At 75.0% G+C, this 23,833-nt stretch carries 18 protein-coding genes; 16 read left to right on the plus strand and 2 right to left on the minus strand.

Annotated elements, in window-relative coordinates; translation table 11 throughout:
- The first annotated feature begins 164 nt into the window (after positions 1-164).
- The 9 genes from QNO09_RS11570 to QNO09_RS11610 are packed head-to-tail and all read left to right on the plus strand — an operon-like array spanning position 165 to position 10,788.
- The gene (locus tag QNO09_RS11570; protein ID WP_283970034.1) at positions 165-1,316 is read left to right on the plus strand and encodes a glycosyltransferase family 4 protein; all 1,152 of its coding nucleotides are present in this window, start codon (positions 165-167) and stop codon (positions 1,314-1,316) included.
- Positions 1,313-2,098 carry a class I SAM-dependent methyltransferase gene (locus QNO09_RS11575; RefSeq protein ID WP_502962277.1) on the plus strand — a complete coding sequence of 262 codons (786 nt, stop codon included), beginning with the start codon at positions 1,313-1,315 and terminating at the stop codon, positions 2,096-2,098. Before QNO09_RS11570 ends, QNO09_RS11575 begins: the two co-directional genes overlap by 4 nt.
- The gene (locus QNO09_RS11580; RefSeq protein ID WP_283970035.1) at positions 2,095-6,267 is read left to right on the plus strand and encodes an alpha-(1->3)-arabinofuranosyltransferase domain-containing protein; all 4,173 of its coding nucleotides are present in this window, start codon (positions 2,095-2,097) and stop codon (positions 6,265-6,267) included. Before QNO09_RS11575 ends, QNO09_RS11580 begins: the two co-directional genes overlap by 4 nt.
- Positions 6,264-7,511 carry a condensation protein gene (locus QNO09_RS11585; RefSeq protein WP_283970036.1) on the plus strand — a complete coding sequence of 416 codons (1,248 nt, stop codon included), beginning with the start codon at positions 6,264-6,266 and terminating at the stop codon, positions 7,509-7,511. The genes QNO09_RS11580 and QNO09_RS11585 overlap by 4 nt, the downstream gene beginning before the upstream one ends.
- Entirely contained in the window at positions 7,508-8,251 is a 744-nt protein-coding gene (locus tag QNO09_RS11590) for a class I SAM-dependent methyltransferase (RefSeq protein WP_283970037.1), read from the plus strand. The genes QNO09_RS11585 and QNO09_RS11590 overlap by 4 nt, the downstream gene beginning before the upstream one ends.
- Positions 8,252-8,266: 15 nt before the next feature.
- Positions 8,267-9,172, plus strand: a complete 906-nt coding sequence (locus tag QNO09_RS11595; RefSeq protein ID WP_283970108.1) for a hypothetical protein — start codon at positions 8,267-8,269, stop codon at positions 9,170-9,172.
- Complete coding sequence (locus QNO09_RS11600; RefSeq protein WP_283970038.1) at positions 9,169-9,390, plus strand: Trm112 family protein; 222 nt, start codon at positions 9,169-9,171, stop codon at positions 9,388-9,390. Before QNO09_RS11595 ends, QNO09_RS11600 begins: the two co-directional genes overlap by 4 nt.
- Positions 9,387-10,214, plus strand: a complete 828-nt coding sequence (locus QNO09_RS11605; RefSeq protein WP_283970039.1) for an FkbM family methyltransferase — start codon at positions 9,387-9,389, stop codon at positions 10,212-10,214. The genes QNO09_RS11600 and QNO09_RS11605 overlap by 4 nt, the downstream gene beginning before the upstream one ends.
- On the plus strand, positions 10,180-10,788 hold the full coding sequence (locus tag QNO09_RS11610; RefSeq protein WP_283970040.1) for a hypothetical protein: 609 nt from the start codon (positions 10,180-10,182) through the stop codon (positions 10,786-10,788). Before QNO09_RS11605 ends, QNO09_RS11610 begins: the two co-directional genes overlap by 35 nt.
- Before the next feature lie 33 nt (positions 10,789-10,821).
- Here the strand turns inward: QNO09_RS11610 and QNO09_RS11615 are convergent, their stop codons facing one another.
- Positions 10,822-11,016 carry a hypothetical protein gene (locus QNO09_RS11615; RefSeq protein WP_283970041.1) on the minus strand — a complete coding sequence of 65 codons (195 nt, stop codon included), beginning with the start codon at positions 11,014-11,016 and terminating at the stop codon, positions 10,822-10,824.
- Positions 11,017-11,166: 150 nt separating this feature from the next.
- Complete coding sequence (locus QNO09_RS11620) at positions 11,167-12,045, minus strand: ATP-grasp domain-containing protein (RefSeq protein ID WP_283970042.1); 879 nt, start codon at positions 12,043-12,045, stop codon at positions 11,167-11,169.
- A gap of 279 nt (positions 12,046-12,324) precedes the next feature.
- Here QNO09_RS11620 and QNO09_RS11625 point away from each other — a divergent pair, with 279 nt between their 5' ends.
- The 7 genes from QNO09_RS11625 (at position 12,325) to QNO09_RS11655 (ending at position 23,830) form a co-directional block, all read left to right on the plus strand.
- Entirely contained in the window at positions 12,325-13,770 is a 1,446-nt protein-coding gene (locus QNO09_RS11625) for an acyl-CoA synthetase (RefSeq protein WP_283970043.1), read from the plus strand.
- The gene (locus tag QNO09_RS11630; protein ID WP_283970044.1) at positions 13,763-15,103 is read left to right on the plus strand and encodes a carboxyl transferase domain-containing protein; all 1,341 of its coding nucleotides are present in this window, start codon (positions 13,763-13,765) and stop codon (positions 15,101-15,103) included. The genes QNO09_RS11625 and QNO09_RS11630 overlap by 8 nt, the downstream gene beginning before the upstream one ends.
- Positions 15,104-15,183: 80 nt before the next feature.
- Positions 15,184-15,558: a CU044_2847 family protein gene (locus QNO09_RS11635; RefSeq protein WP_283970045.1), complete on the plus strand. Its 375-nt coding sequence runs from the start codon at positions 15,184-15,186 to the stop codon at positions 15,556-15,558.
- A gap of 8 nt (positions 15,559-15,566) precedes the next feature.
- Positions 15,567-17,279: a VMAP-C domain-containing protein gene (locus tag QNO09_RS11640; RefSeq protein ID WP_283970046.1), complete on the plus strand. Its 1,713-nt coding sequence runs from the start codon at positions 15,567-15,569 to the stop codon at positions 17,277-17,279.
- A 63-nt stretch (positions 17,280-17,342) separates the two neighbouring features.
- The gene (locus QNO09_RS11645; RefSeq protein ID WP_283970047.1) at positions 17,343-18,350 is read left to right on the plus strand and encodes an AAA family ATPase; all 1,008 of its coding nucleotides are present in this window, start codon (positions 17,343-17,345) and stop codon (positions 18,348-18,350) included.
- Positions 18,340-22,623, plus strand: coding sequence for an SAV_2336 N-terminal domain-related protein (locus tag QNO09_RS11650; protein WP_283970048.1), 4,284 nt, complete (start codon positions 18,340-18,342; stop codon positions 22,621-22,623). Before QNO09_RS11645 ends, QNO09_RS11650 begins: the two co-directional genes overlap by 11 nt.
- A 169-nt stretch (positions 22,624-22,792) precedes the next feature.
- Positions 22,793-23,830, plus strand: a complete 1,038-nt coding sequence (locus QNO09_RS11655) for a rod shape-determining protein (RefSeq protein ID WP_283970049.1) — start codon at positions 22,793-22,795, stop codon at positions 23,828-23,830.
- Positions 23,831-23,833: the final 3 nt, after the last annotated feature.

A 23,833-nucleotide genomic window follows, 5' to 3' on the forward strand; every position in this document is an offset into this window, starting at 1 on the left:
CGATCGTCCGGGCGAAAACTGTCCAACCCCACCCGAGCACATCCCGTCCACACTCCCCTCCCAGGAAGAGCTCAGGCTCCCCACGGACCGACCCCGCCGAGACGACCCCACCCCCACGTTTTCCCCACGCTGAGTTCCGCACCCCGAGACGAGTTGGAGCACCCATGCCCCAGCACGTGCCGTCCACGCTGCGCACCGCGCCCCCCAGCGCGCCGCAGCACCCTCCGGCGCTCCCCCCACCTCCGCGCCGGATCGTCTTCCTCGCCCACCGTGATCTGGACAACCCCTCCGCCGGCGGTTCCGAACTGCTGGTCGACAAGCTCGCCGACGGCCTGACCCGCCTGGGCCACCAGGTGACCCTGCTGTGCGGAGGGCCCGCGTCCTTCCGCGACTACCGGGTCGTGTCGGCGGGCGGCCCCTACGGGCACTACCTGCGCGCACGATCGGCCTTCACCCGCCAGGTCGGCGACTGCGATCTGCTGGTCGAGGTGTGCAACGGCATGCCGTATCTGGCGCCGTTGTGGCACCGAGGGCCCACGCTGTGCCTGGTCAACCACGTCCACACGGATCTGTGGAAGATGCGCTTCGGCGGGCCGCTGGCGCCGGCCGCCCGCATCGGCCGGAGACTCGAACACTGGGCGCTGACCGGGGCGCAGCAGCGCAACCTGCTCGTCGCCGTGTCCTCCTCGACCGCGCACGCGCTGCGGGCGATCGGGGTCGAACGGGACCGGATCAGAGTCGTGCACAACGGGGTCGAGGAGCCGGGCCCGAGAGCCGAGCGCTCGGCCGAGCCGCTCTTCGTCGCCGTCGGGCGGCTGGTCGAGTACAAGCGGATCGATCTGCTGCTGCGGCTGTGGGAGCGGGTGCGGCCCGTGACCGGCGGGCGGCTGGTGATCGTCGGTGACGGGCCCGAGCGGGAACGTCTGGAGCGGCTCGCCGGTCCCGGTGTGGAGTTCACCGGATACGTGACGGAGGCAGAGAAACACCGACTGCTCTGCGCCGCCTGGCTCTTGCTGCATCCCTCCGCCGTGGAGGGGTGGGGTCTCGTCGTGACGGAGGCCGCGGCGCGCGAGACACCGAGTGTGGCCTTCGACGTGCCGGGGCTCAAGGACTCCGTGGTGGACGGTGAGACCGGGATCCTCGCGCGCGGTGAGTCCTCGTTCGCCGCGGCCTGGTGTGCGCTGACCCTGTCCGGCCGACAGCGGGAGCTGATGGGCAAGGCGGCCCGGGAGCGGGCGGCGCAGTTCCGGTGGGACCGTACGGTCCGGCAGTTCAGGGCGGTCGCCGCGGAGGCGGTGAAGGGCTGGGCCCCGTGACACCGCTCCCGCGCGGTGCGTCCCGCGCCCGGGAAGGCACCTTTCGGCGTCCCGGCTGGAGGGATCCGTCCCTTCGGCGCTCGGTCGCCCTGTTCCGCGCCTTCCTCCGCGAGCAGGACGATCCCGAGGCCTGCTACACGCTGCTGGCCCGCGACGCCGTCGACCAGGTCGAGGCCTGTGACGGGTCCGTCGCCGGGCGTACGGTCCTCGATGTCGGGGGCGGCAGCGGGTACTTCACGCGGGAGTTCCGGCGGCGCGGGGCGCACGCGTTCCTCTTCGAGCCCGACCTGGCCGAACTCGGCGGGAAGCCGCCCGAGTCGGCCGTGGTCGCCGACGGGTACCTGCTGCCGCTGCGGGACGGCGTCGCGGACGTCACCTTCTCGTCCAACGTGCTGGAGCACGTGGCGGATCCCGAGACGTTCCTCAGCGAACTGGCCCGGGTGACGCGGCCCGGCGGGCTGATCTACGTGTCGTTCACCAACTGGCTGTCGCCGTGGGGCGGGCACGAGTGGGCCCCGTGGCACTACTTCGGCGCCGAGCGGGCCCGGGCCCGCTACCTGCGGCGGACCGGCCGACCCGCCAAGCACACGCTCGGCGAGAACCTGTTCGCGGTGCACATCGGCTCCACCCTCAGGCAGGTGCGCGCCCGGGACGACGTCACGGTCGTCTCGGCGCGCTCCCGCTACTGGCCGTTCCTCGCGGAGACCGTCGTCAAGGCGCCCGGCATCCGCGAGTTCGCCACCTGGAACCTCCTCCTCATTCTGCGGCGGTGCCCTACATGACAACCACGGTCCAGGCTCCTCCCCCGGCAGCCGTTCCCACCACCGCGACCACCGCGGGACCGCCCGACGGCCCGCGGTCGCGGCGCTGGCTGCTGGGCTTCTGGGCCGTGGTGTTCGTGTTGTTCCTCGCGGTGCGGCCGGGGCGGCAGACCTTCGACACCAAACTCGGTGTCACGGTCGACCCGGGGCAGTTCCTCGCCGACCTGGGCCAGTTGTGGCACGACCGGGCCGGGTTCGGCGGGATCCAGGACCAGTACGTCGGTTATCTGTGGCCGATGCTGCCGTTCTACTGGCTGTGCGACCTCGTGCGCCTGCCGGTGTGGCTGGCGGAGCGGCTGTGGCTGTCGCTGATCGTGTCCGTCGCCTTCTGGGGCGCGTTGCGGCTGGCGGAGCGGCTGCGGGTGGGCAGCGGGGCGTCCCGGCTGCCAGCCGCGGTGGCGTACGCGCTGTGGCCGGTGTTCACGACCGTCATCGGGTCGACGTCGGCCGCGGCACTGCCCGGGGCGTTCCTGCCGTGGGTGCTGCTGCCGCTGACGAACGAGCGGTACACCGCCCGGGTCGCGGCCCTGCGCTCGGCGCTGCTCGTGCCGTTCATGGGCGGCGTCAACGCCTCGGCGACACTGGCGTCCCTGCTGCCGGTCGGGCTCTACCTGCTGTCCCGGCCCCCGGGACCGCGGCAGCGCAAGCTGATCGCCTGGTGGACACCGGCCGTGATCGTGGTGACGGCCTGGTGGTGGGTGCCGCTGCTGCTGCTCGGGGTCTACGGCGAGAACTTCCTCCCCTATATAGAGACGGCGCGTACCACCACGGACACCATGTCGGCGACCGAGGCGCTGCGCGGCGCCGGGAACTGGGTCGCCTATCTGCACCTCGGTGACGCCTGGCTGCCGGCCGGCTGGACCGTGGCCTCCTCCGTCGTCGTGATCCTCTGCTCGGCGCTCGCGGCCGGACTCGGCCTCGCCGGACTCGCCCGGCGGGACCTGCCCGAGCGGCGGTGGCTGGTGCTCACGGTGCTGGTGACGGCCCTGGTGCTGCTCGCCGGGTACGGCGGGGCGTTCGGGGCGCCGTTCCACGGGGTGGTGCAGGACTGGCTGGACGGGTGGCTGTCGCCGTTCCGGAACATCTACAAGTTCCAGACGGGCCTGGCACTGGCCCTGGTGCTGGGGCTGGCACATCTGGTGGGGGTGGCGGCCGAGCCGCGCGGGGCCCGGCGGGTGCGCGGCCGGCGTTTCGCCCCGCTGGTCGCGGCGGTGCTGATCCTGCCCGGCCTGCTGTGGCCGTACCTCAACGGCTCGATCCTGAACCCGGGTTCGTTCCAGCAGCTCCCGGCCTACTGGCAGGCCACGGCCGACTGGCTGGAGAAGTACTCGCCCGACTCGCGTGCCCTGGTCGTCCCGGCGACCGCGCACGGCGTCTACACCTGGGGCTCCCCCATCGACCAGCCGCTCGACGTGCTCGCCGAGTCGCGGTGGGCGCAGCGCGACTACGTGCCGTTCGGCACGCCCGGCAACCGGCGGGCGATGGACGCCGTCGAACAGGCGCTGATGTCCGGCGCCGAGGTGCCGGGCCTGGCCGACTACCTGAGCCGGGCCGGGCTGTACTACGTCGTCGTACGCAACGACCTCGACCCCGACCAGATCGGCCATGTGCCCACCACGACCGTCAAGCGCACCCTCGAACAGTCGGGGTACGAGCGGGTGACGGGGCTCGGGCCGGTGATGACCGGCGGCCGGATCGCGCAGGACGCCCCGCTCCAGGTGGAGGGGCTGTATCCGCGGCAGCGGGCGGTGGAGATCTACCGGCCGACGGGGGACGACGTGATCCGTCCCGGTCAGGCCGGACTCGCCGCGGTCGCCGACACGGCCGTGGTCTCCGGCGGGCCGGAGGCGCTGCTGCCGCTGGCGTCACGTCTGCGCGGGCGGGCGGCCGTCCTGACCGGCGACAACCATCCCGGGCTCGGCACCCCTGCCGTGCAGGTGGTGGGTGACGGGCTGCGGCGGGCGGACACCCGGTTCGGGCTGGTCAACTCCGGTACCTCGTACACGTACACGCGCGACGAGCGCAACGCGCCGGACGCGCTGCAGGACCCGGGCGAGAAGCCGCGCCAGATCCTGCCCTCCGAGGGCATCGCTCACCAGACGGTGGCCGAACTGCGCGGCGCCCGCTCGGTGTCGGCGTCCTCCTACGGCAACTGGCTCTTCCACCTCCCGCAGTACGACCCGGTGAACGCCTTCGACGGCAACCCGGACACCGCGTGGGCGGAGGGCGCGCCGGACACGCCGGACGGGCAGTGGCTGCGCATCGGCTTCACCGGCCCCTACGACATGCCCTCCTCCTTCAAGGTCACGCCGCTGCCGCAGGAGAGCGTGCGGGCGGCGGCGACGAGGGTGCGGGTGGAGACCGAGAAGGGCTCGAAGACGAGTTTCCTCCAGCCCGACGGCACGACCCAGCGGATCGAGGCGCCCGAGGGCGCGACGCGGTGGATGAAGCTCACGATCGTGGACTCGGTGGCGCGCAGGGCCGGTCTGACCGGGGCGGGCTTCTCCGAGATCGACCTGCCGGACGTGCGGGTGACGCGACTGCTGCGGCTCCCGACGGACGCCGATGACGCCACCTCGGCCGCGACCGTCGTCTCCCTGCACCGCGCCTCCGACCCGACCGGTCTGGCCGCGACCGGCACCGAGGCGGGCCTGCACCGCCGCTTCACGACTCCGGCCGCCGGTACGTACGAGGTGAAGGCGAGGGCGGTGCCCGTGCCGGGCGGGGCACTCGACGAGCTGCTCTACGAAGTCGCGCCCGAACAGCAGGCCCGGATCGTCGCCACCGCCGACTCCACGGCACGCCTCGGGGCGGGCCTCGCGGCGCGCAACCTCACCGACGGCGATCTGACCACGGCGTGGATCGCGGGCGACCGGCCGACGATCCACCTGCGCTGGCAGGGCAAGCAGCCGGTCGGCGAACTGGTCCTGGCTCCCGCGGGCGGCCTGTCCGCCCGGGCCTCCGAGGTGCACATCAGCTCCCCGGACGGCGCCGCCATCGCCGGTGTCGACAAGAACGGCTGGGTCCGCTTCCCGGCCATCACCACCGACCGCCTCGACATCACCATCACCGAGACGGCCCCGCTGACCCTGCACAACCCGGTCGCCGACGAGGACCTGCGCCTCCCGGTGGGCCTCACGGAGGCGTACCTCCCGTCCCTCGACCAGTACCGCACACCGCAGCCGGACGGCACCCGGACGTTCTCCCTGCCGTGCGGCAGGGGCCCGGACGTGGCGCTGGACGGTGAGCTGTACCAGTCGAGCGTGAAGGGCACCGTACGGGACCTGGTGGAGCGGCGCGGCGTTGAGGTGACGCTCTGCCAGGACGGCGGGGACGACACCGAGGTGCGGCTTCCCGCCGGGGAGCACCGGCTGGAGGGCGGGGACGCCGGCCCGCTCACGCTCACGGACGTGACCCTCACCCGCGGCGCGGTCCCCGAGGCCGCGACGGCCGGGCGTGACCTGCGAATTGGGGACTGGCTGGGCGACCGCCGCCGGGTGACGGTCGGCTCGGGCGCGGCCTCGTACCTCACGATGTACGAGAACTTCAACGACGGCTGGAAGGCCACCCTGGACGGCAAGGAGCTGACCCCGGTGCGGCTGGACGGCTGGCAGCAGGGCTGGCGGGTCCCGGCCGGGGCGGGCGGCGACGTCGAGCTGTCCTACGAGCCGGCCACGACGTACGACGCCGCCCTGATCGGCAGCGGCGTCGGCATCGCGGTGCTGCTGGGCCTGACGCTGTGGCGGCGCCGCGCCGCCAACCCCGACGCGCCCCAGCCGGTCCCGCCGCCGCCCGGGCCGTGGCTCGGCGCGGTGGCGCTGACGCTGGTCGGCGTGGTGATCGCGGGCTGGTTCGCGCTGCTGGTGCCGGCGCTGGCGCTGCTGGCCTGGCGACGGCCCGCCCTGCTGGTGCCGATCGCGTTCGCCGCCCTGGCCGGTGCGGGCGTCGCCGCCCTGTTCGGGGCCGGGGAACCGGTGGGCGCGGGCGAGGGAGCGTTCGGGCACCTGGCCCAACTGCTCGCCCTGATCGGGCTGTTCGCGGGACTGGTGAGCCTGCGCGAGGAGCCTCCCGCTCAGGCGCCGACCCAGCGGTTGCCGAGGACCGACCCGGGGGAGGGCAAGCCCGCATGACGGCACCGGCGCGCATTCCGTTCCCGGTGGTGGACGAGGTGTCCCGCCACTGCCTCCAGGAGGCGGAACCGGAAACGGTCCACATCGAGGTGCACCTCCCGGGCCCCCTCGACCGGGCGCGGCTGCGCAAGGCGTTCGTGGAGGCCCTGCACCGGCATCCGAGGATCCTGATGCGGGAGGCGCGGGGGCCCTGGTACCGGCGGCGCTACGAGTGGGAGCTGACGCCGGAGCCCGATGTGGAGGTGGTGACCTTCGCCCCGCCGGGCCCCCGGGCCCTGCGGGACGCCAGGGCCCGGGCCCTTTCCCACGCGCCGCCGTTGTCGTCGTCCCCGCCGATACGGCTCGAGGTGGTGGACTCGGTCCTCCTCCTCACCATCAACCACACCGCCCTCGACGGGCCGGCCTGCCTCCGCGTCCTGGCGACAGCCGCGGAACTGTACGGGGACAGGGACAACGCCCCCGCGGCGCCCCCGGTCCGCGCGCCCCAAGCCCGCCAGGAGGCGGCGGACACCCCGGCCGGCTGGTCGCCCCCGGCGCGGGTGGCGCGGGGCACGCCCGACCCCTCCCCGGGCAACGGCATGCTCGTCACCGAACTCCCCCTCCCGCACCGCCCCAAGGGCTCCCCCTACACCGTCAACGACCAGCTCATGGTCACCACCGCCCTGACCATCGCCCACTGGAACAGGGAGCACGGCGCCCGCCCCCGCCCCCTGCGCATCACCATGCCCGTGGACGACCGCCCCCGCGACACGACGATGCCCATCGGCAACGGCACACGTCTGGTGGAGGTCCCGTACGCGCCGCGGGAGCTGGACGTCACCGACATGCCGGCCCTCCTGCGCCGCACCGCGGAGCGGACCCGTGCCCTGAAGTCCCTGCCCCGCCCCCAACTCGGCCACGGCGCGGCCCTGCTGACCGCGCCCTGGGCACCCGTCACCGCCCGCGCCGCCCTCACCCGCGCCCTGCGCCGGGCCGCCGCGCCCTGGACGTCGACGACCCTGCTCAGCAACATCGGCCGTATCCCCTACCCGCTGGACTTCGGGGAGGAGGCGGGCCGCGCGCACGCCGTCTGGTTCTCCGCCCCGGCCCGGATGCCGCGGGGCCTGACCGTGACCACCGCCTCCACGGCCGGCCGTCTCCATCTGGCCCTGCGCTGGTCGAACGCCCTGCTCGGCCACGGCGACGGCGCCCACCTCCGCGACCTCTTCGAGCACTATCTGCACACCACGGAGGTGACCCCATGACCACCCCGGCCACCACCGGACGCCCACCCCGGGACCTGCGCGACTTCTACGAGAACCCGGCCGTGCCGGTCGCCTCCGGCACCCCGCGCAGCCTCCGCCAGGCCCGCATGCTGGCCCGCGCCCTCGGACCGGCGGCCCGGACCCCCCGCACGGTCCTCGACATCGGCTGCGGGGACGGCACCGCCGCCGCCACCGCCGCCCCGCTCCTGCCCGGCCACCGCGTCATCGGCGTCGACTGGTCCCAGGACGCCCTGCGCCGCGCCCGCACCCGCATCCCGTACGCCGTCCGCGGCGAACTCACCGGCGGGGGGCTGCCCTTCGCGTCCGCCTCGGCCGACGCCGTGCTGTTCAGCGAGGTGATCGAGCACCTCGTCGACCCGGACGCGGCCCTCGACGAAATCCGGCGGATCCTGCGCCCGGGCGGCCATCTGATGCTGTCCACCCCGAATCTGGCCGCCTGGTACAACCGAGGCCTGCTGCTGGCCGGGGTGCAACCGGTGTTCTCGGAGGTCAGCCTGCGCGGCATCCACGGCCGTCCGGGCAAGGAGGTCGTGGGGCATCTGCGGCTCTACACCGCCCGCGCGCTCAAGGAGTTCGTCGCCGCGTCCGGATTCACCGTCGTACGGCTCGAAGGGGCCCCCTTCCACGGTGTGCCGCGTCCGCTGCGGCCGCTGGACCGGCTGGCCTGCGCCCGGCCGCAGCTCGCGTCGATCCTGCTGCTGCACGCCCGGAGGACGTAACCCATGTGGTGGGGAGTGGCCGCGGCCCTGCTGGCGAACACCCTGTACAGCCTGGGCTTCGTGCTGGAGAAACGGGCGCTCACCTCCCTGCCCGAGGTGTCGATCCGGCAGCCGGCCCGGCTGCTGCGCCTCGTCCTCGGCAGTCCCCTGTGGATCGGCGGCTCCCTCGCCCTCGCCGCCGGTTTCGCCGCGCAGCTCGTCGTCTACCGCACCCTGCCGATCGCCGCCGCGCAGGGCATCTTCGTCTCCGGCCTGGTGCTGCTGGTGCTGCTGTCGGCGCGGCTGCTCGGGGAGGAGACCTCCGGCCGGGAGCGGTACGCGCTGGGCGCGATCCTGCTGGCGCTGCTGATGGTGGTGCTGTCGCTGCGGGAGGGCTCCGACACCGTCAGCCAGGACGCGCCCTACCAGCTGATCCTGCTGGTGTGCGTGCCCTCGCTGGCGGCCGGGGTGTGGCTGTACGCCTCCGCCGAGCGGCGCACCCGCAACCGGCACCGGCGCCCGACGACCGGCGTCGAGTACGGGGTGGCCGTGGGCCTGCTCTACGGGGTCAGCTCCCTTGCCATCAAGGGCGTCGCCGGCCACCTGACGACCAGCGGGATCGGCGGCGCGATCCTGGACCTGCTGAGCTCCCCGTATCCGTATCTGCTGCTGTTCACCGGTGTGGTCGGCCTGGTGATGTCGCAGGCGGCGCTCCAGCGCTGCCGGGCGTCGCTGATCGTGCCGGTGTGCACGACCGTCACCAGTCTGTTCACGGCGGTGCTCGGCACGGTCTCGTTCGGCGAGGCCCTGCCGGACGAGCCGCTGCGGCTCGCGCTGCGGGTGGCGGGCACGGCCCTCGCGGTGGCCGTGCTGCTGACCATGCCGAAGCACGACACCACTCCCCAACCCACCCCACCCGCCGAGGAGCTGGCATCCCCTTGAAGCCCGACGACCCGCTGCTCAGGATTCTCGCCTGCCCGATCGACAAGGGCCCGCTGCACCTGCTGGCCGAGGAGGCCGGGCAGGAGGAGGCGCTGTACAACCCCCGCCTGCACCGCCGTTACCCGATCACCGACGGCATTCCGCAGCTGCTGCCCTCCTCGGGCGAGCAGGTGCCGGACGACGTGCACGAGGAACTCCTCAAGAGGATGGCACCGTGACCAGCCTGGCAGCGCGCCTCGCCCCTCTCCTGCCCACCCGTCTGGTGGCCGCGGCGGCCCGGGCGCTCTATCCCCGGTTCGAACCGGAGCTGGCGCGGCTGGCCGAGCTGTGCCCGCCGGGCTGCGGTACGGCGGTGGACGTCGGCGGCTGGTACGGGCCCTGGACGCACCGCCTGGCCGGCCTGGCCGAACAGGTCGTGACGGTCGAGCCGGTGCCCCATCTGGCCCGGCTGCTGGCCGCCGCCGCGCCGCCGAACGTCCGCGTGATCCGGGCGGCGGCCTCGGACCGGCCGGGCATCGCCCGCCTGTGGCTGCCGCCGGACGACTCCGGCGACCGGGGCGTGTCCTCGCTGGTGCGGCGCGACATCCACGGCCGCGCGCTGGACGTCTCCTGTGTCACGCTGGACGAGCTGGGTCTGCGGAACGTCGGCTTCATCAAGATCGACGTGGACGGCAACGAACCGGCGGTGCTGCGGGGCGCGACGGGTCTGCTGGCCCGGGACCGCCCGGCCCTGTTCGTGGAACTGGAGTCCCGCATCCAGCCGATCGCGCCGGTGGTGACCTATCTGTCCCTGCTGGGCTACGAGGGCTGGGTGCTGCCCGGCGACCGGTGGGTGCCGCTGGCGAAGTTCCCCCTGGAGGCGCACCAGGCGGACGCCTCCTACGTGGTCTCGCACGGCCTGCTCCGCCGTGTCCTGCCGTACGACCCGCTGCGCGGCCCGCGCTACGTCAACTCGGTGCTCTTCCTCCCGGACGGCCGCCGCCCGGGCACCGCGCCGGTGGGCGACGATGGTTCCCATGCCCTCCGCGAAGCGCCCCGCTAGCCCCTTCACCCCGCTCGACTTCCAGCTGGTGCTGCTGCGCCGCATGGCCGACCACAACTCGGATCTCGTGGAGGACGCCCGTCACGAGCTGGGGGCCTCCCTCGCGGACCTGCGCGAGGCCAACAAGCGCTGGCAGGCCATGGTCCGCTCCCCGCGCTCGCGCACGCCCCTGTCCCGCTACCGCCAGGTGCTGGGCGACCCCGAGTCCCGCACGCCCCGCCGGATCGGCGACCTGGACTGCGAGGCCTGGCTGTGGCCGCTGCCCCTGTGGCCCACCCTGCGCTTCGAGGTGCTGACCGCCCCGAACCGCGCGGTGTGGAACGAGTGGCTGGTCCGCGCCCCCGGCGCCCCGGGCCCGGAGCTGCGCACGCTCGACGATCTCACCCCCTGGTCCTGCACGGTCGACGAGGCGGCCCGTGCCTTCGCCCCGGCCCGCCCCCTGGAGGGCTCGGCACCGACCCGGTGGGGGCTGGCCTTCAGCGCCCCGGACGCTCGGGGCGTGCGGCGGGAGGCCGCCGCGGAGTTCACCTGGGGGCTGGTGCAGCGGGTGTCCGTCACCGGCCGTCCGGGCTGAGGGGCCCGGGCAGTCCGTCCGCAGACATGAGTCCTACCGGGCCTGCGCAACATGCCGGGGCTTCGCCGGTACGCACCACCATGCGAGGACCGCCGCGGTCAGACACGCGAGCGCGCCGATGCCCACGCCGGTCCGGATCCCGGTGCCGTGGTTCGCGGCGGAGGCGAGCAGGCTGCCGCCGAGCGCGACGCCGGTGGCGCTGCCGACCTGGCGGGTGGTGTTGAACATCGCGGAGGCGGCCCCCCGAGTACGCCGGCGCACACCGCCGGCAGCGGTGCCCAGGTCCGTCGCGCGGGCTCCGGGGCCGGCTCGGGAGAGGGCATGGCCCTACCCGTACACCAAAAGCCCCACCGAGGGACGTATGCCCCACCGTGCCGATCAGCGGGCGGCTGCCAGCACCGCCCGCACGACGCGCGGCACGGAGTCCGGGTGCAGACCGAGGAACAGGTTCGGCTCGATCAGTTCCAGCTCCATCACCCACGGCTCCCCGTCCGGTCCGGTGACGAGGTCCACGCGCGCGTACAGCGGCTCCGCGTCCCCGGGCACGGCGGCCAGCGCCCGCTCGGCGACGGCCAGTTCGGCACCGGTCGGCTCCCAGGGGCGCAGGTCGGGATGGGCGACCTTGTCGGCGTCGTAGGGCGTGCCGGGCGCCAGGACGGCGCCCTTGACGCTCGCGTGCAGCAGGCGTCCGCCGAAGAACTGCAGAGCCCGCTCACCGTGCGTGTCGATGCCGGCCAGATAGGGCTGCACCATCACGGTCAGCCCCTCGGCGTGCATCCGCTCCACCTGGCGTGCGGCGGCGTCCCGCTCTCCGGCCGGGTAACGGGCGGCGTACCGGGCCCCGGCCCCGGAGGCGGGCTTGACGACGTACTCCCGCTCGGCGGGCAGGTCGACGGGGTCGCCGGGCGCGACATACCGGGTGGACACGGCGGGCACTCCGGCCTCGGCGAGCTGCCCGAGGTAGCGCTTGTCGGCGTTCCACCGCACGATGTCGGCCGGATTGGCGAGCCGCGTCGCCTTCCCGCACCGCTCGGCCCACGCCGTGAACTCCTCGGCGCGCCAGCTGTAGTCCCAGGTGGACCGGATGAGGACGAGATCGAACGCGGCCCAGTCCACCGAGGGATCGTCCCAGTGCACGGCGACGGCCCCGGCCCCCGCCTCCCGCAGCGCCTCCACCAGCACCGGCAGGTCCCGGTCCTTGTGCTCCTCGCCGCGAGGGTCATAGGTGACGACGGCGATGCGCGGGGTGCCGGCCACGGCGACTCCATCCTCGTAGAGGTGATCGACTCGGTGTCCGTCGCAGGCTAACAATGCCCTCCGGAGCCACGACAGCCCGTGTGACCTCAGCAGACCGGCGCGCACGCAGGACGGCCGCACCGGGCGCCGACCGCGAGCGTTTCTTCCGGCGGCCGATGGTGTACGGAGGGAGGGTGGCGGTCGTACCGGCGGCGGCCTGACGGGTCGCGGCGCTCCGCCCCCGGGCGGGGCGGACCGCCGGGGACCCGTGACAGGCGAACAGCTAAGGAGATGTGACGCGTGACCTCTCTCTTCCCGGCCCTGACCAGTGGCCCGGCCGACCGGCCCGCCCTGCGGTTCGGTGAGCGCTCCTTGACCTACGGCGAGCTCGCCGCCGCGGCCGGTGCGACGGCGGAACGCATCGGGCGGGCCCGCCGGGTCGCCGTCTGGGCGACGCCCACGATGGAGACGGCCGTCGCCGTCGTCGCCGCGCTGATGGCCTCGGTGCCGGCCGTGCCGCTCAACCCCAAGTCGGGCGAGAAGGAGCTCGGGCACATCCTGTCCGACAGCGCCCCCGGCCTCGTGCTCACCGCCCCGGACGACCAACTCCCCGCCCCCCTGCGGGACCTCACCCGGGTGGACGTCGACGTGCACGCCACCGGCGCCGCCCCCGAGGACCGTGCGGGAGCGGAGGACCCGGCCCTGATCGTCTACACCTCGGGCACCACCGGCCCGCCCAAGGGTGCCGTCATCCCGCGCCGGGCCGTCGCCGGCACCCTGGACGCGCTGGCCGACGCCTGGCGGTGGACCGGCGACGACGTCCTCGTTCACGGGCTGCCGCTGTTCCATGTGCACGGGCTGGTCCTGGGTACGCTCGGCCCGCTGCGGCGCGGCGGTTCGGTGCGGCACCTGGGCCGCTTCAGCACCCAGGGCGTCGCCCGGGAGCTGAACGGCGGGGCGACCATGCTGTTCGGGGTGCCGACGATGTACCACCGCATCGCGGAGGCCGTGACGAGCGACCCGGATCTGGTGAAGGCCCTGACCGGGGCGCGGCTGCTGGTCTCCGGTTCCGCCGCGCTGCCCGTGCACGACCACGGCCGGATCGCGGCCGCGACCGGGCGCAGGGTGATCGAGCGGTACGGCATGACGGAGACGCTGATGAACACCAGCGTCCGTGCCGACGGCGAGGCCCGCCCGGGCACGGTCGGCGTGCCGCTGCCGGGTGTGGAGCTGCGGCTGGTCGAGGAGGACGGCTCGGAGGTCGCGGCGTACGACGGGGAGACGGTCGGCGAGATCCAGGTGCGCGGGCCGAACCTGTTCACCGAGTACCTCAACCGCCCGGACGCCACCGCCGCCGCCTTCACCGCCGACGGCTGGTTCCGTACCGGCGACATGGCGGTGCGCGACCCCGACGGCTACGTCCGGATCGTGGGCCGCAAGGCCACCGACCTGATCAAGAGCGGCGGTTACAAGATCGGTGCCGGTGAGATCGAGAACGCGCTCCTGGAACACCCCGGGGTGCGGGAGGCGGCCGTCACGGGGGAGCCGGACGCCGACCTGGGCGAGCGGATCGTGGCGTGGATCGTGCCGGCCGACCCCGAGTCGCCGCCCGGGCTGGAGGAGTTGGCGGACCATGTGGCGCAGCGGCTCGCCCCGCACAAGCGGCCACGGGTCGTCCACCACCTGGACGCGCTGCCCCGCAACGACATGGGGAAGATCCTGAAGCGGGCGCTGGCCCATGACTGAGCGCCTCTCCGCCCGCGCCGTCGTCACCGCCCTCGCCGACGAGGCCACGTTCGCCGGACTTCCCGTCCCCGCGAGGCCGTCGAGGCCCGACGGCCCGCTCGCCTGGTCGGGTTACGACGACTCCCGCGCGCGGGCCGCCGAACGCACCGGCGAGCAGGAGTCCGTGGTGTGCGGCACCGCCCGCGTCGGCGGCACCCGGGCCGTGCTGCTCGCGTTCGAGTTCGGCTTCCTCGGCGGCTCCCTCGGCGAGCGCACCGGGGACCGGCTGGAGGCGGCGTACGCCTACGCCCGCGAGCGCCACCTCCCGGTGGTGCCGCTGGTGGCGACGGGCGGCAGCCGGATGCAGGAGGGCATGCTCGCGCTGACCCAACTCCAGCGGGTGGCCCGTCAGTCGGCGCTCACCCGGGAGGCCGGTCTCGCGCAGGTCGCGGTCCTGCGCGACCCGACCACCGGGGGCGGCTGGGCCACCCTGGGCGCGGGCGCCGACGTGGTGCTCGCACTGCCCGGTGCCCAGGTCGGCTTCGCCGGTTCCCGGGTGCGGCCGGCGGACGCGGACCCGGCGGCGTACACGGCCGAGGCGCAGGTCGCGGCGGGCGCGGCGGACGCGGTCGTACCGCCGGAGGAGCTGCGCGAGACGCTGGGGCGGTGGCTGCGGCTGCTGACGTGCCCGTCGGTCACGCCCGCCCCGCCGCCCGACCCGCTCGGCGAGTGCGGGGTCCTGCCCGCCACGGGCTGGGACGCCGTCCGGCGGGCCCGCTCCTCCCGGCGGCCGCGTGCCACGGCCTACTTGGACGCGTACTTCACCGAGCGGGTCGCGATCAGCGGCGACCGCTGCGGCGGCACCGACCCGGACGGCATGCTGTGCGGCTTCGGCACGCACGAGGGCCGTACGGTCGCGTACGCCGCGCAGACCGGGAGCGCGACCCGGCCGGCCGGGTACCGCACCGCCGCCCGGCTGATCCGTCTCGCGGACCGGCTCGGCATCCCGGTGCTGACCCTGGTGGACACCCCGGGCGCGGCCAACGACGCGGAGGCGGAGCGGCAGGGGGCGGGCGCGGCGATCGCCGACCTGTTCGGCGCGGTCGCGAGCGCCGGCACCCCGGTGACCACGCTGGTGATCGGTGAAGGCGGCTCCGGCGGTGCGCTGGCCCTGGCCGCTCCCGGCAACACCTGGGCCACACCCGACAGCTACTTCTCGGTGATCGCCCCGGAGCTCGCGGCGGCCATCCTGAAACGACCGCCGCGCGCGGTGGAGGCTACCGCGGACCAGCTCCGCATCCGTCCGCAGGACCTGGTGGAGCTGGGGGTGATCCGGGGGACCGTCGGCGGATGAGTACGGTGCATGCCGACCGCGTCATCAAGTACCTTCCGTCACAATGGTGCTGCCCAGCGCAATCGGACGACGGGGGTGTCGTGGACGGCTTGGTCGAGTTCAGAACCGGTGACGGCGCCGTGGTCGCGGTCGAGGCGGTGGAGGAGCGGTCCGGCTCCCGCCTGGTCTCCCGCGGCGACGGCGCGGCCCGGGCGGCCCACACCTTCGAGGGCGCCCTGGACGGAGTGCGTGCGGCGGCCGAGGCGGCGCTGCGCGTCTTCCGGGACGGCTCGCTGAGGCCCGACGGCGTGGAGATCGAGTTCGGCGTGAAACTGGCCGCCGAGACGGGCGCGTTCATCGCCAAGGGCACCGCCGAGGGCCACTTGGTGGTCAAGCTGACCTGGTCCCCGTCCACCCCCGAAGCGGCAGCCGCGGCGGGAGCCCCGGCGGCCCCGGAGGCCGGCACCACCTCATGAACGGCGCCATGGACAGCGCACCGGTGAGCGCTCTGAGCAGCGCCGAGTGGCACGCCCGCGTCGAGTTACGGGGCCGGGTGGCCGGGGCGGGTTTCCTGGTCACCCCGAACACGGTGCTGACGTGCGCCCATGTCGTGGCCGACGGCGAGGACCTGGCGGTGACCTTCACGGAGCGGCCCGGCACCCCGCCCGTCCCCGCCCGGGTCGTCGCGCACGGCGGCTGGAGCGGCGGCGTCACCGACCCCGGCGACCTGGCCGTGCTGCGACTCGACCGGGAGATGCCGATCGCCCCGGCCGCGCTGGCCCCGGTCGACGCGGCGCACGGCACGACGGCCCGCAAACTCGTCGTCTACGGCTACCCGGACGGCTTCGACGAGGGCACCCTCGCCGAATACCGCGTCACCGCACCGCAGTTGATCAGACGGGAGTGGCTCCAGCTGGAGGCCTGGCAGCCGGGCGGCCAGCCCCTGGCCCCCGGTTTCAGCGGAGCCGCCGTCACCCTGGCCGACACCGGCGAGGTCGTCGGCATGGTCACCGCGGACTCCGTCAGCCGGGACGTGCGCACCGGCCGGATGATGCCCACCCAGGTCATGGCCCGCTACTGGCCGGATCTGGAGAGCCTGGTCCCCACCTCCGACCACACCGGTGCCGACCGGGCCCGGCTGCGCGCCCTGGTCGAGAAGGCGGCCCGCGCCGGCGTCGACTGCGACCCGGTGCGGCTGTACACGGCGGCGGCCGACCCGTTCGATCCCCCGCCGCCCGAGGAGGGCTTCGACTCGCTGTGGTCGGCGGCCCTGTTCGTGCTGTGCGAACTCGACGGACCGGGCGCCGCACGGACCGTCACCCGGTTCGCCGACCGGCTCCAGGACCTGCTGCACACCCCGACCGCGGAGCCGTCGGTGCCCGACTGGTCGCCGATCCTCGTCGAGCTCGGGCACAGCGGAGCGGGCGACGGCCTGGTCCGGGTGGAGGTGTCCGCGTACAGCGGGGGGCGGCGGCACCCGGTGGCCTCCGGCACGGTCGAGCAGCACCGGCTGCACACGTTCGTACGGGACGGCATCGAGGCGGCCTTCCGATATCTGACGCCCGGTGCGGACGAGCTGGTCGCCTTCGCGCTGCCCCGGGACTGGCTGGACTGGCCGGTCGACCGCTGGGAGAGCGCCCCGGACGACGACACCCCGCTCGGCTGCGTCTACCCACTGGTCGTCACCGACCACACCCGCCGCAAGGCCAGCACCCGGCACGTGCTGACCCGGGCGTGGAAGCGCCTCGACTCCTGGCCGGGCGCGCGGATGCACCGGGTGGAGTGCGGCGGGCCGGAGGAGCCCGGGCGGCTGCGGTTGCGGCTGCGCCGGCGCGACGCCTGCCTCGCCGGGTTCGGCACCGCCCCGGCGGCCTCGCGGACCCGGCTCCACTTCGACGTCTCGCTCGCCGCGCCGGCCCCGGTGATCGTGTGGTCGCGCGGCGGCTGCGGCTCCGGGCAGGAGGAGTGCGTCGGGGCGGACGGCTGCACCGGCAAGGCGTTCCTGGACGCGCTCGACGCCCACGTAGCGGCCGTACCGCCCGCCGAACTGCCGCGCCACGTCCTCGCCCTGCGCGAGGAGGCGCTCGCAGAGGAGGGCCACTGGGCCCGCGGCATCCAGCTGCTCTGGGACGACCCGCGGCTCTTCGCCGACCCGCACGCCGTCGCCGCGACGCACGCGAGGTCGCCGGTGGCCTGACCCACCCGCCCGCGACGCGTACGAGAGACACCCGCACGAAAACGGAGAGCGAGACCACTCCCCATGCCGCACTGGTCCGTCTACACCGGCCGGAACGAGCCGCACGACGGCATCGACGACCTGCCCGCCCCGCCTCCCTGGCGGGCCTTCGACGGCGGGCCCGCCCTGCCGCCGCCGCACGACGGCGACGACGCGACGGCCGTCTCCCCCGACCGCGTGCACCGGGCGAAGACGTACGTCGCCACCGAGGAGAGCGTCCGGCTCGTCAACGCCGCGCTGTGCCTGCGCCGGCCGCTGCTCGTCACCGGCCCGCCCGGCACCGGCAAGTCCTCCCTCGCCTACGCGGTGGCACGCGAGCTGCGGCTCGGCCCGGTGCTGCGCTGGAACATCACCAGCCGCAGCTCGCTGGCCGACGGCCTCTACCAGTACGACCCGCTGTCCCGGCTGTACGCGGCCCGGGAGGCGCCGGACAGGTCCGGGGGCGTCGAGGACCACCTGCGACTGGGCCCGCTCGGCACGGCCCTGCTCCCCTACGACCGGCCCCGGGCGCTGCTCGTCGACGAGATCGACAAGAGCGACCTCGACCTGCCGAACGACCTGCTGAACGTCCTGGAGGAGGGCCAGTACGAGATCCCGGAACTGGTCCGCGCGGCCCGGCACTCCGGCGACGGCGGGGCCGAGGTCCTCGCCGACGGCACGGACACCCCGGTCACCGTCCGGCAGGGCCGGGTCCGCTGCCGGGCCTTTCCGTTCGTCGTGCTGACCAGCAACGGGGAGCGCGAGTTCCCGCCCGCCTTCCTGCGCCGCTGCGTCCGGCTCAAACTGCGCCGCCCCGACCGGGACCAGCTCACCCACATCGTCCGGGCCCACCTCGACACGCCGGACGGTGACGCGGACCGCCTGATCACCCGCTTCCTGGAGCGGGCCTCCGGCGGTGAACTGGCCACCGACCAGCTGCTGAACGCCCTCTACCTCACCGGAGTCGCGGGGCTGGACGCCGAGTCCCGCGACGACCTCGCCGAGCAGTTGATGCCGTACCTCAGCGCGACCGCCGACGGCGATGGCTTCTGAGGCCGGGCCCGGGTCGTCCCCGGTCGCCCGGCTCGCGGCGGCCCTGTCGGCGGCGGGTGCCACGCCGACCCCCCGGGAGATCGCCGAACTGCTCTGGCTGGCGGGCCGGTTGGGGCCGCCGACCGGGGCGGCCGAGACCGGCCCGGCCCCCGATCCCCGGCCTCCGGCTGTCGAGGAGGAGTCTCCCGCCCCGGGAGAGCGAGCCCCCGCCGCCCCCGTACCGCCGCAGCCCGCCGAGCCCCCCGCCCGGGTCACGGCCGCCCCCGACCGCGTCCCCCTGCGCCTCCCCGCCCCGCGCTCCCCGGCCCGCCCGCGGCACCACCCCGGCGGCGGATCGCCCCTCCTCGCGCCCGCGCCTTTGATGCTCCCCCGTCCCCTCGCACTCCAGCGCGCGCTGCGTCCGCTGCAGCGCAAGGTGCCCTCCCCGCATCTGCGCCGGCTGGACGAGCGGGCGACGGCCGACCGGATCGCACGGCTCGGCGCCCACCCGGACGTGTGGTTGCCCGTGCTGCGCCCGGCGCCCGACCGCTGGCTGCGCCTGAACCTCGTGCACGACACCGGCCCCACCATGCCGGTCTGGCGCCCCCTGGTGAGCGAACTGCACACCGCCCTGGCCCAGTCGGGCATTTTCCGCACGGTCACCCTGCACCCGGCCACGCCCGACGGGCGGGCCCGTCAGGTCCCCGTCCTCGACGACGGCCGTACGGTCACCCTCGTCGTCAGCGACTGCGTGGGCCCGCAGTGGCGCCCCGGCGAGGCGGGCGACCGCTGGTACCGCACGCTGCGGCACTGGGCCCACCGCATGCCGCTCGCCGTGGTCCAGCCGCTGCCCGAACACCTCTGGTCCACCACGGCGTTGCCCGCCGAGCCGGGCCTGCTGACGTCCCCGTCCACCGCGGCCCCCTCGGCGGCACTCGCCTTCACCCCGTACGACGCGTCACCGCCCCCGGACCGGGCCCTGCCGCTGCCGGTCCTGGAACCGGGCGCCCCATGGCTCGCCCACTGGGCGGCCCTGCTCTCCGACCCGGGCGGCGCCCGCACGCCGGGTGCGGCGGCCTGGCTGCCGCCCGCCCCCGCACCCCCTGCCGAGCCCTCCCCCGACCTCGCCACGTCCTCCCCCGAGGACCTGGTCCTGCGCTTTCGCGCGACCGCGTCCCCGGAGGCCTTCCGTCTCGCCGGACACCTCGCGCTGGCGGTCCCCTCGGTCCCGGTGATGCGTCTGGTCCAGCGCACCCTGGAGCGCGACCCGCGCCCCCAGCACCTGGCCGAGGTGATCCTCAGCGGCATGCTCACCGCCGCCCCCGGCCCACCCGGCTCCTATACGTTCCGGCCCGGCGTGAGGGAGTTGCTGCTGCGCTCCCTGCCCCGTACGGCGCGTGGCCGGACACGGGAGTTCCTCGCACAGGTCGGGGGCCTGATCGACGAGCGCGCGGGACTCGCGGCCGGGGAGTTCCGGGCCGAGACGGACAGCGGGCCGGGCGGGACGGGCCCGGCGTTCGCGACGGTCAGCCGGGAGACCGTGCGGCGGCTGGGCGGGGAGGAACTGTTCGCCGGGCGGTACCGGCTGGGCGCGCGGCGCGGGTGGAACGGGCGGGTGTCCAGGGCCCGGGACGTCCGCACGGACCGGCAGGTGATCGTGCGCCGCTACCGCGGCCGTCCCGCCCCGCACGACCGCTTCCTGGAGCAGGCGGGTGCGCTGGCCGGGGTGGACGACCCGCATGTCGTGCGGGTGCTCGACTTCGGCGTGGAGGACGACGCGCCGTACCTGGTCACGGAGTTCGTGGACGGTCTGACGGTGTCCGAGGTGCTGCCGGGCCTGTCCTTCCGGGTGTTCGCCACCCTCGTGAGCCAGGGCACGGCCGGGCTGCGGGCCCTGCACGCGCACGATCTGGTCCGGGGGGAGCGCGGGCCCTCCGGTCTGCTGCTGCGGCCCGACGGCACCCTGCTGCTGAGCCGGTTCGCCCTGGGCGAGGAGTCGTCGGGCAAGGACGCCGAGTCGGACCTCGCCGAGTTCCGGTGGCTGCTCAAGCAGTTGGCCCCGGGCGCGCGGATCCCGGACGAGCACCAGGAACTGCTCCGCCTGATCGACCGGCACCGGCTGCCCGAGGCCGCCGATTACGCGGCCCGCCTCGTCGCCGGAGCCCCGTGGCCGCCGGCGCGCTCCTTCAGCCTGCTCGGCCCGCTGCGCGTCACCGACGGCACCCGGGACATCGAGCAGCCCTCGCCGACGGCCCAGGCCCTGCTGTGCATGCTGCTCCTCCGCCACGGACGGCGCGTCACCCACGACGAGCTGGCCACGGGCCTGTGGGAGCAGCCCCCGCCACCGAACGAGGCCGTCGCCCGCCTCGCACGCCTGGCGGCGGAGGTCCGCGAGGTGCTGCCCCCCGACCGCCTCATCTCCTTCTCGCGCTCCTACGCCCTGCACGCGCCTGACCTGTACGTCGACGTGCTGCACTGCGAGCAACTCCTCGCCGACGGCACCGGCGGCAGCCGGCGCGCCCTCGACCTCTGGTACGGCGAGCCCCTCGACGGCGTCCCGGGCCCGGCCGCCGAAGCCGCCCGGGACCGGCTGCGCACCCTCAGGGCGGACCTGCTGTCCCGGCTCGGGGCCCGCGCCCCCACGATCCTCTTCGAGGCCGACGGGCTCACCGGCCACCCCGAGGCCCGTATCACCCTCGAGTACGCGGTGCACGAGATGCTCTCCCGCGGCGCGCTCGACCCCCACCGGTTCGACGTACGCGTCCGCGGCAACGGCTACGAGGTCCGCACCGAACCCGGCACCTACCTCCTGCCCGTCCTGGTCGCCGTCCTGCGCGGCCTGCCCGACGTCCTCACCGGGCTCGTGGACCCGCCGCCCCTGACCGTCACGTTCTGGGACCGGCCCACCCCGCCGCCCGGGCCGCCGCCCGTGCCCGCCGGCATCCAGGTCATCGTCTCCCCTGCCGTCTACGAGCAGTTCGCCGCCAGCTCGGCCGCCCAGGGCCCCCAGCGCTTCCAGCCGCTCTACCAGGACGGCGCCACCGACACCCCGCCGGTCGCCTGGTACTGCCCGCTGTCCCCCGAAACGGCGCCGGAGCCCGAGGCGCGCGACCTGGTGCAAGGTCCCTTCATCACCCACGACCTGCGCCGGCTGGGCGTACCGGCCCCGGGCCGCGCGGCCGTCGTCCACACCCGGCCCGACGGCCCGCTGACCCTCCTGGACCCTGCCCGGCCGCACGGCGACGGGCCGCCGCGGCTCGTGACCTACTACGAGGTGGACCTCACCCCGCACCAGGCCCACCACCGTGTCTCCCTGCCCAGCTCCGGCAAGGGCGCCTTCACCGCCGCGGTCGAACTGTCCTGGCACGTGGAGGACCCGGTCGCCTTCGTGCGGGCCGAGGTCGGCCGGGTGTCCGAGCCGCTGCTCGGCCATCTGCTGGAGGAGTCGGCCCGGATCACCCGCCGTCATCCGCTGCGCCGGGCCGGCGCCGCCCAGCGCGCGGTCAACGCCGGGCTGCGCCACTGGCCGGTGCCCGGGCTGTCGGTGACGGCGTCGGTGCGGCTCGGCCCGGAGGGCGCCGCCCTGCCCGGACCGCACGGGGCCGCGCCCGCGCAGCGCCCGCTGCCCCACCTCCTCGGCGAGACCCAGACGGTCCTGCTCGGCTTCGACGGCCCGATGGCCCGGCTGTTCTCCGCGACCACCGCACGCGAGGCCGTACGCGATCTGCTCGCCCTCGTCGACGAGCACCGTGAGCCGGGGCAGGCCCTGCCCGCCGCGGTGCGGGAGACGTTCACCCACCCTCTGGACCTCCTCCGGGCGTTCGCGCGGGACCCGCTCGGGCCGCTGCTGCGGGAGCGTCTCGACACGCTCGAACTCCAGGCGGTGCCACATGCGCCGGCGACCCACAACTGCGCGCCCCTGATCCGCGCCCTGCACGCCTCCGGCCGCCGCGTCTGTGTCATCACGGACGTCTGCGCCGAGGCCGTGCCCCGCTACCTGCGGCCCTACGGCACACTGCCCCTGGCCGGGGTCCACGGGCGGGCCGAGGACCTGGGGCTCCTCACCCCGCACCCGGACTGCATGCTGCGCGCCCTCGACTCCTGCGAGGGGTCCGCCGCCACCGGCCTGGTCATCGGTTCCACGCTCGCCGAACTCGCCGCCGCCCAGCGGGCCGGGCTGCGCTTCATCGGCCTGGCCCGGAACACCACCACCGACCGGCGGCTGCGCGAGGCCGGCTGCGCGACCACGGTGGCGTCCCTCGCGCCCCTGCTGGAGGCCGCGCACTCCCTGTGACCGGAGGTCGATACCCCCGTTCGGCGGCGCCCCGCCCGGCCCCCCAGGAAAGGCGGCCGAGCCCGCTCCCGCGCACCATGCGAAGGAGGCCCGCCACCCGGCGGACCCACGCCCGCGAGGCCCGCCACCTGGCGGCCCCCCACGGTCTGTGCTCTCGGGAGGACCTGCCATGACCGCCAGTCTGGAGCAGTTGCGCCGCTGCCACTTCGCCGTCGACCTCGGGGCGGCCCGCACCCGCGTCTACGTCAAGGGCGCGGGTCTCGTCGTCGACCAGCCGTCCGCCGCCGCCGTGAACACCCGGACCGGGGCGCTGATCGCGGTCGGCGAACTCGCGGAGAAGATGACGGGCCGCACCCCCGACTACATCCGGGTGGTCCGGCCGGTGTCCGGCGGCACCGTCGTCGACATCGAGATGGCGCAGCGCATGCTGCGGCACCTGCTGGGCGACAAGATGCGCCGCGCGCTGCGCCGCAAGCCCATCCTGCGGGCGGCGGCCTGCACCCCGCACGACGCCGACCCGCTGGCCCAGCGCGCGGCCATCGAGACACTCGTCGGCATGGGCGCCCGCCGGGTGGAACTGGTCGACACCCTCATCGCCGCGGCCGTCGGCTGCGGACTGCCCGTGGAGCATCCCGAGGCGACCATGATCATGGTGTGCGGGGCGGCGGCCACGCAGGTGGCGGTGCTGTCGCTCGGCGCGATCGTCACCGCCGAACGCATCCCGGTGGGCGGCGAGGCCGTCGACCAGGCGATCGTGCAGCACCTGCGGCACGAGCACGAGCTGATGCTGCCGAGCCAGTCGGTCCGGCCGCTGCAACTCGCCCTGTCCGGCAACGGCCTCACCCCGCAGGGCCCGGCCTCCACGGAGATCCACGGCAGGGACGTCGCCACGGGACTGGCCCGTTCCGTCCAGGTCGACACCGCGGCCGTCCGGGACGCCATCCAGACACCGCTCACCGCGATCCTCGACGGCATCGGCGAGGTGCTGCGGGCCTGCCCGCCCGACCTGGTCGCCGACCTCGCCGACCGAGGGATCATGATGGTCGGCGGCAGCGCCCTGCTGCCGGGCCTGGACCAGATGCTGCGGCAGGCGACCGGCATGCCGGTGCACATCGCCGAGCGCCCGGACGTGTGCGCCGTGCAGGGTCTCGGCGCGATGCTGGAGGGCAGGATCGCGCCGCTGGCCCTGGACCCGCTGGGCTCCTGAGCG

The sequence above is a fragment of the Streptomyces sp. 378 genome (genome assembly GCF_030124145.1).
GTDB lineage: Bacteria > Actinomycetota > Actinomycetes > Streptomycetales > Streptomycetaceae > Streptomyces.

Excerpts from the sequence above, each read along its gene's own strand:
- QNO09_RS11630 (WP_283970044.1), top strand. The coding sequence starts at position 13,763 with ATGACTGAGCGCCTCTCCGCCCGCGCCGTCGTCACCGCCCTCGCCGAC.
- QNO09_RS11640 (WP_283970046.1), top strand. The coding sequence starts at position 15,567 with ATGGACAGCGCACCGGTGAGCGCTCTGAGCAGCGCCGAGTGGCACGCC.
- QNO09_RS11615 (WP_283970041.1), bottom strand. The coding sequence starts at position 11,016 with ATGTTCAACACCACCCGCCAGGTCGGCAGCGCCACCGGCGTCGCGCTC.
- QNO09_RS11585 (WP_283970036.1), top strand. The coding sequence starts at position 6,264 with ATGACGGCACCGGCGCGCATTCCGTTCCCGGTGGTGGACGAGGTGTCC.
- QNO09_RS11645 (WP_283970047.1), top strand. The coding sequence starts at position 17,343 with ATGCCGCACTGGTCCGTCTACACCGGCCGGAACGAGCCGCACGACGGC.
- QNO09_RS11580 (WP_283970035.1), top strand. The coding sequence starts at position 2,095 with ATGACAACCACGGTCCAGGCTCCTCCCCCGGCAGCCGTTCCCACCACC.
- QNO09_RS11610 (WP_283970040.1), top strand. The coding sequence starts at position 10,180 with ATGGTTCCCATGCCCTCCGCGAAGCGCCCCGCTAGCCCCTTCACCCCG.
- QNO09_RS11570 (WP_283970034.1), top strand. The coding sequence starts at position 165 with ATGCCCCAGCACGTGCCGTCCACGCTGCGCACCGCGCCCCCCAGCGCG.
- QNO09_RS11655 (WP_283970049.1), top strand. The coding sequence starts at position 22,793 with ATGACCGCCAGTCTGGAGCAGTTGCGCCGCTGCCACTTCGCCGTCGAC.
- QNO09_RS11650 (WP_283970048.1), top strand. The coding sequence starts at position 18,340 with ATGGCTTCTGAGGCCGGGCCCGGGTCGTCCCCGGTCGCCCGGCTCGCG.
- QNO09_RS11590 (WP_283970037.1), top strand. The coding sequence starts at position 7,508 with ATGACCACCCCGGCCACCACCGGACGCCCACCCCGGGACCTGCGCGAC.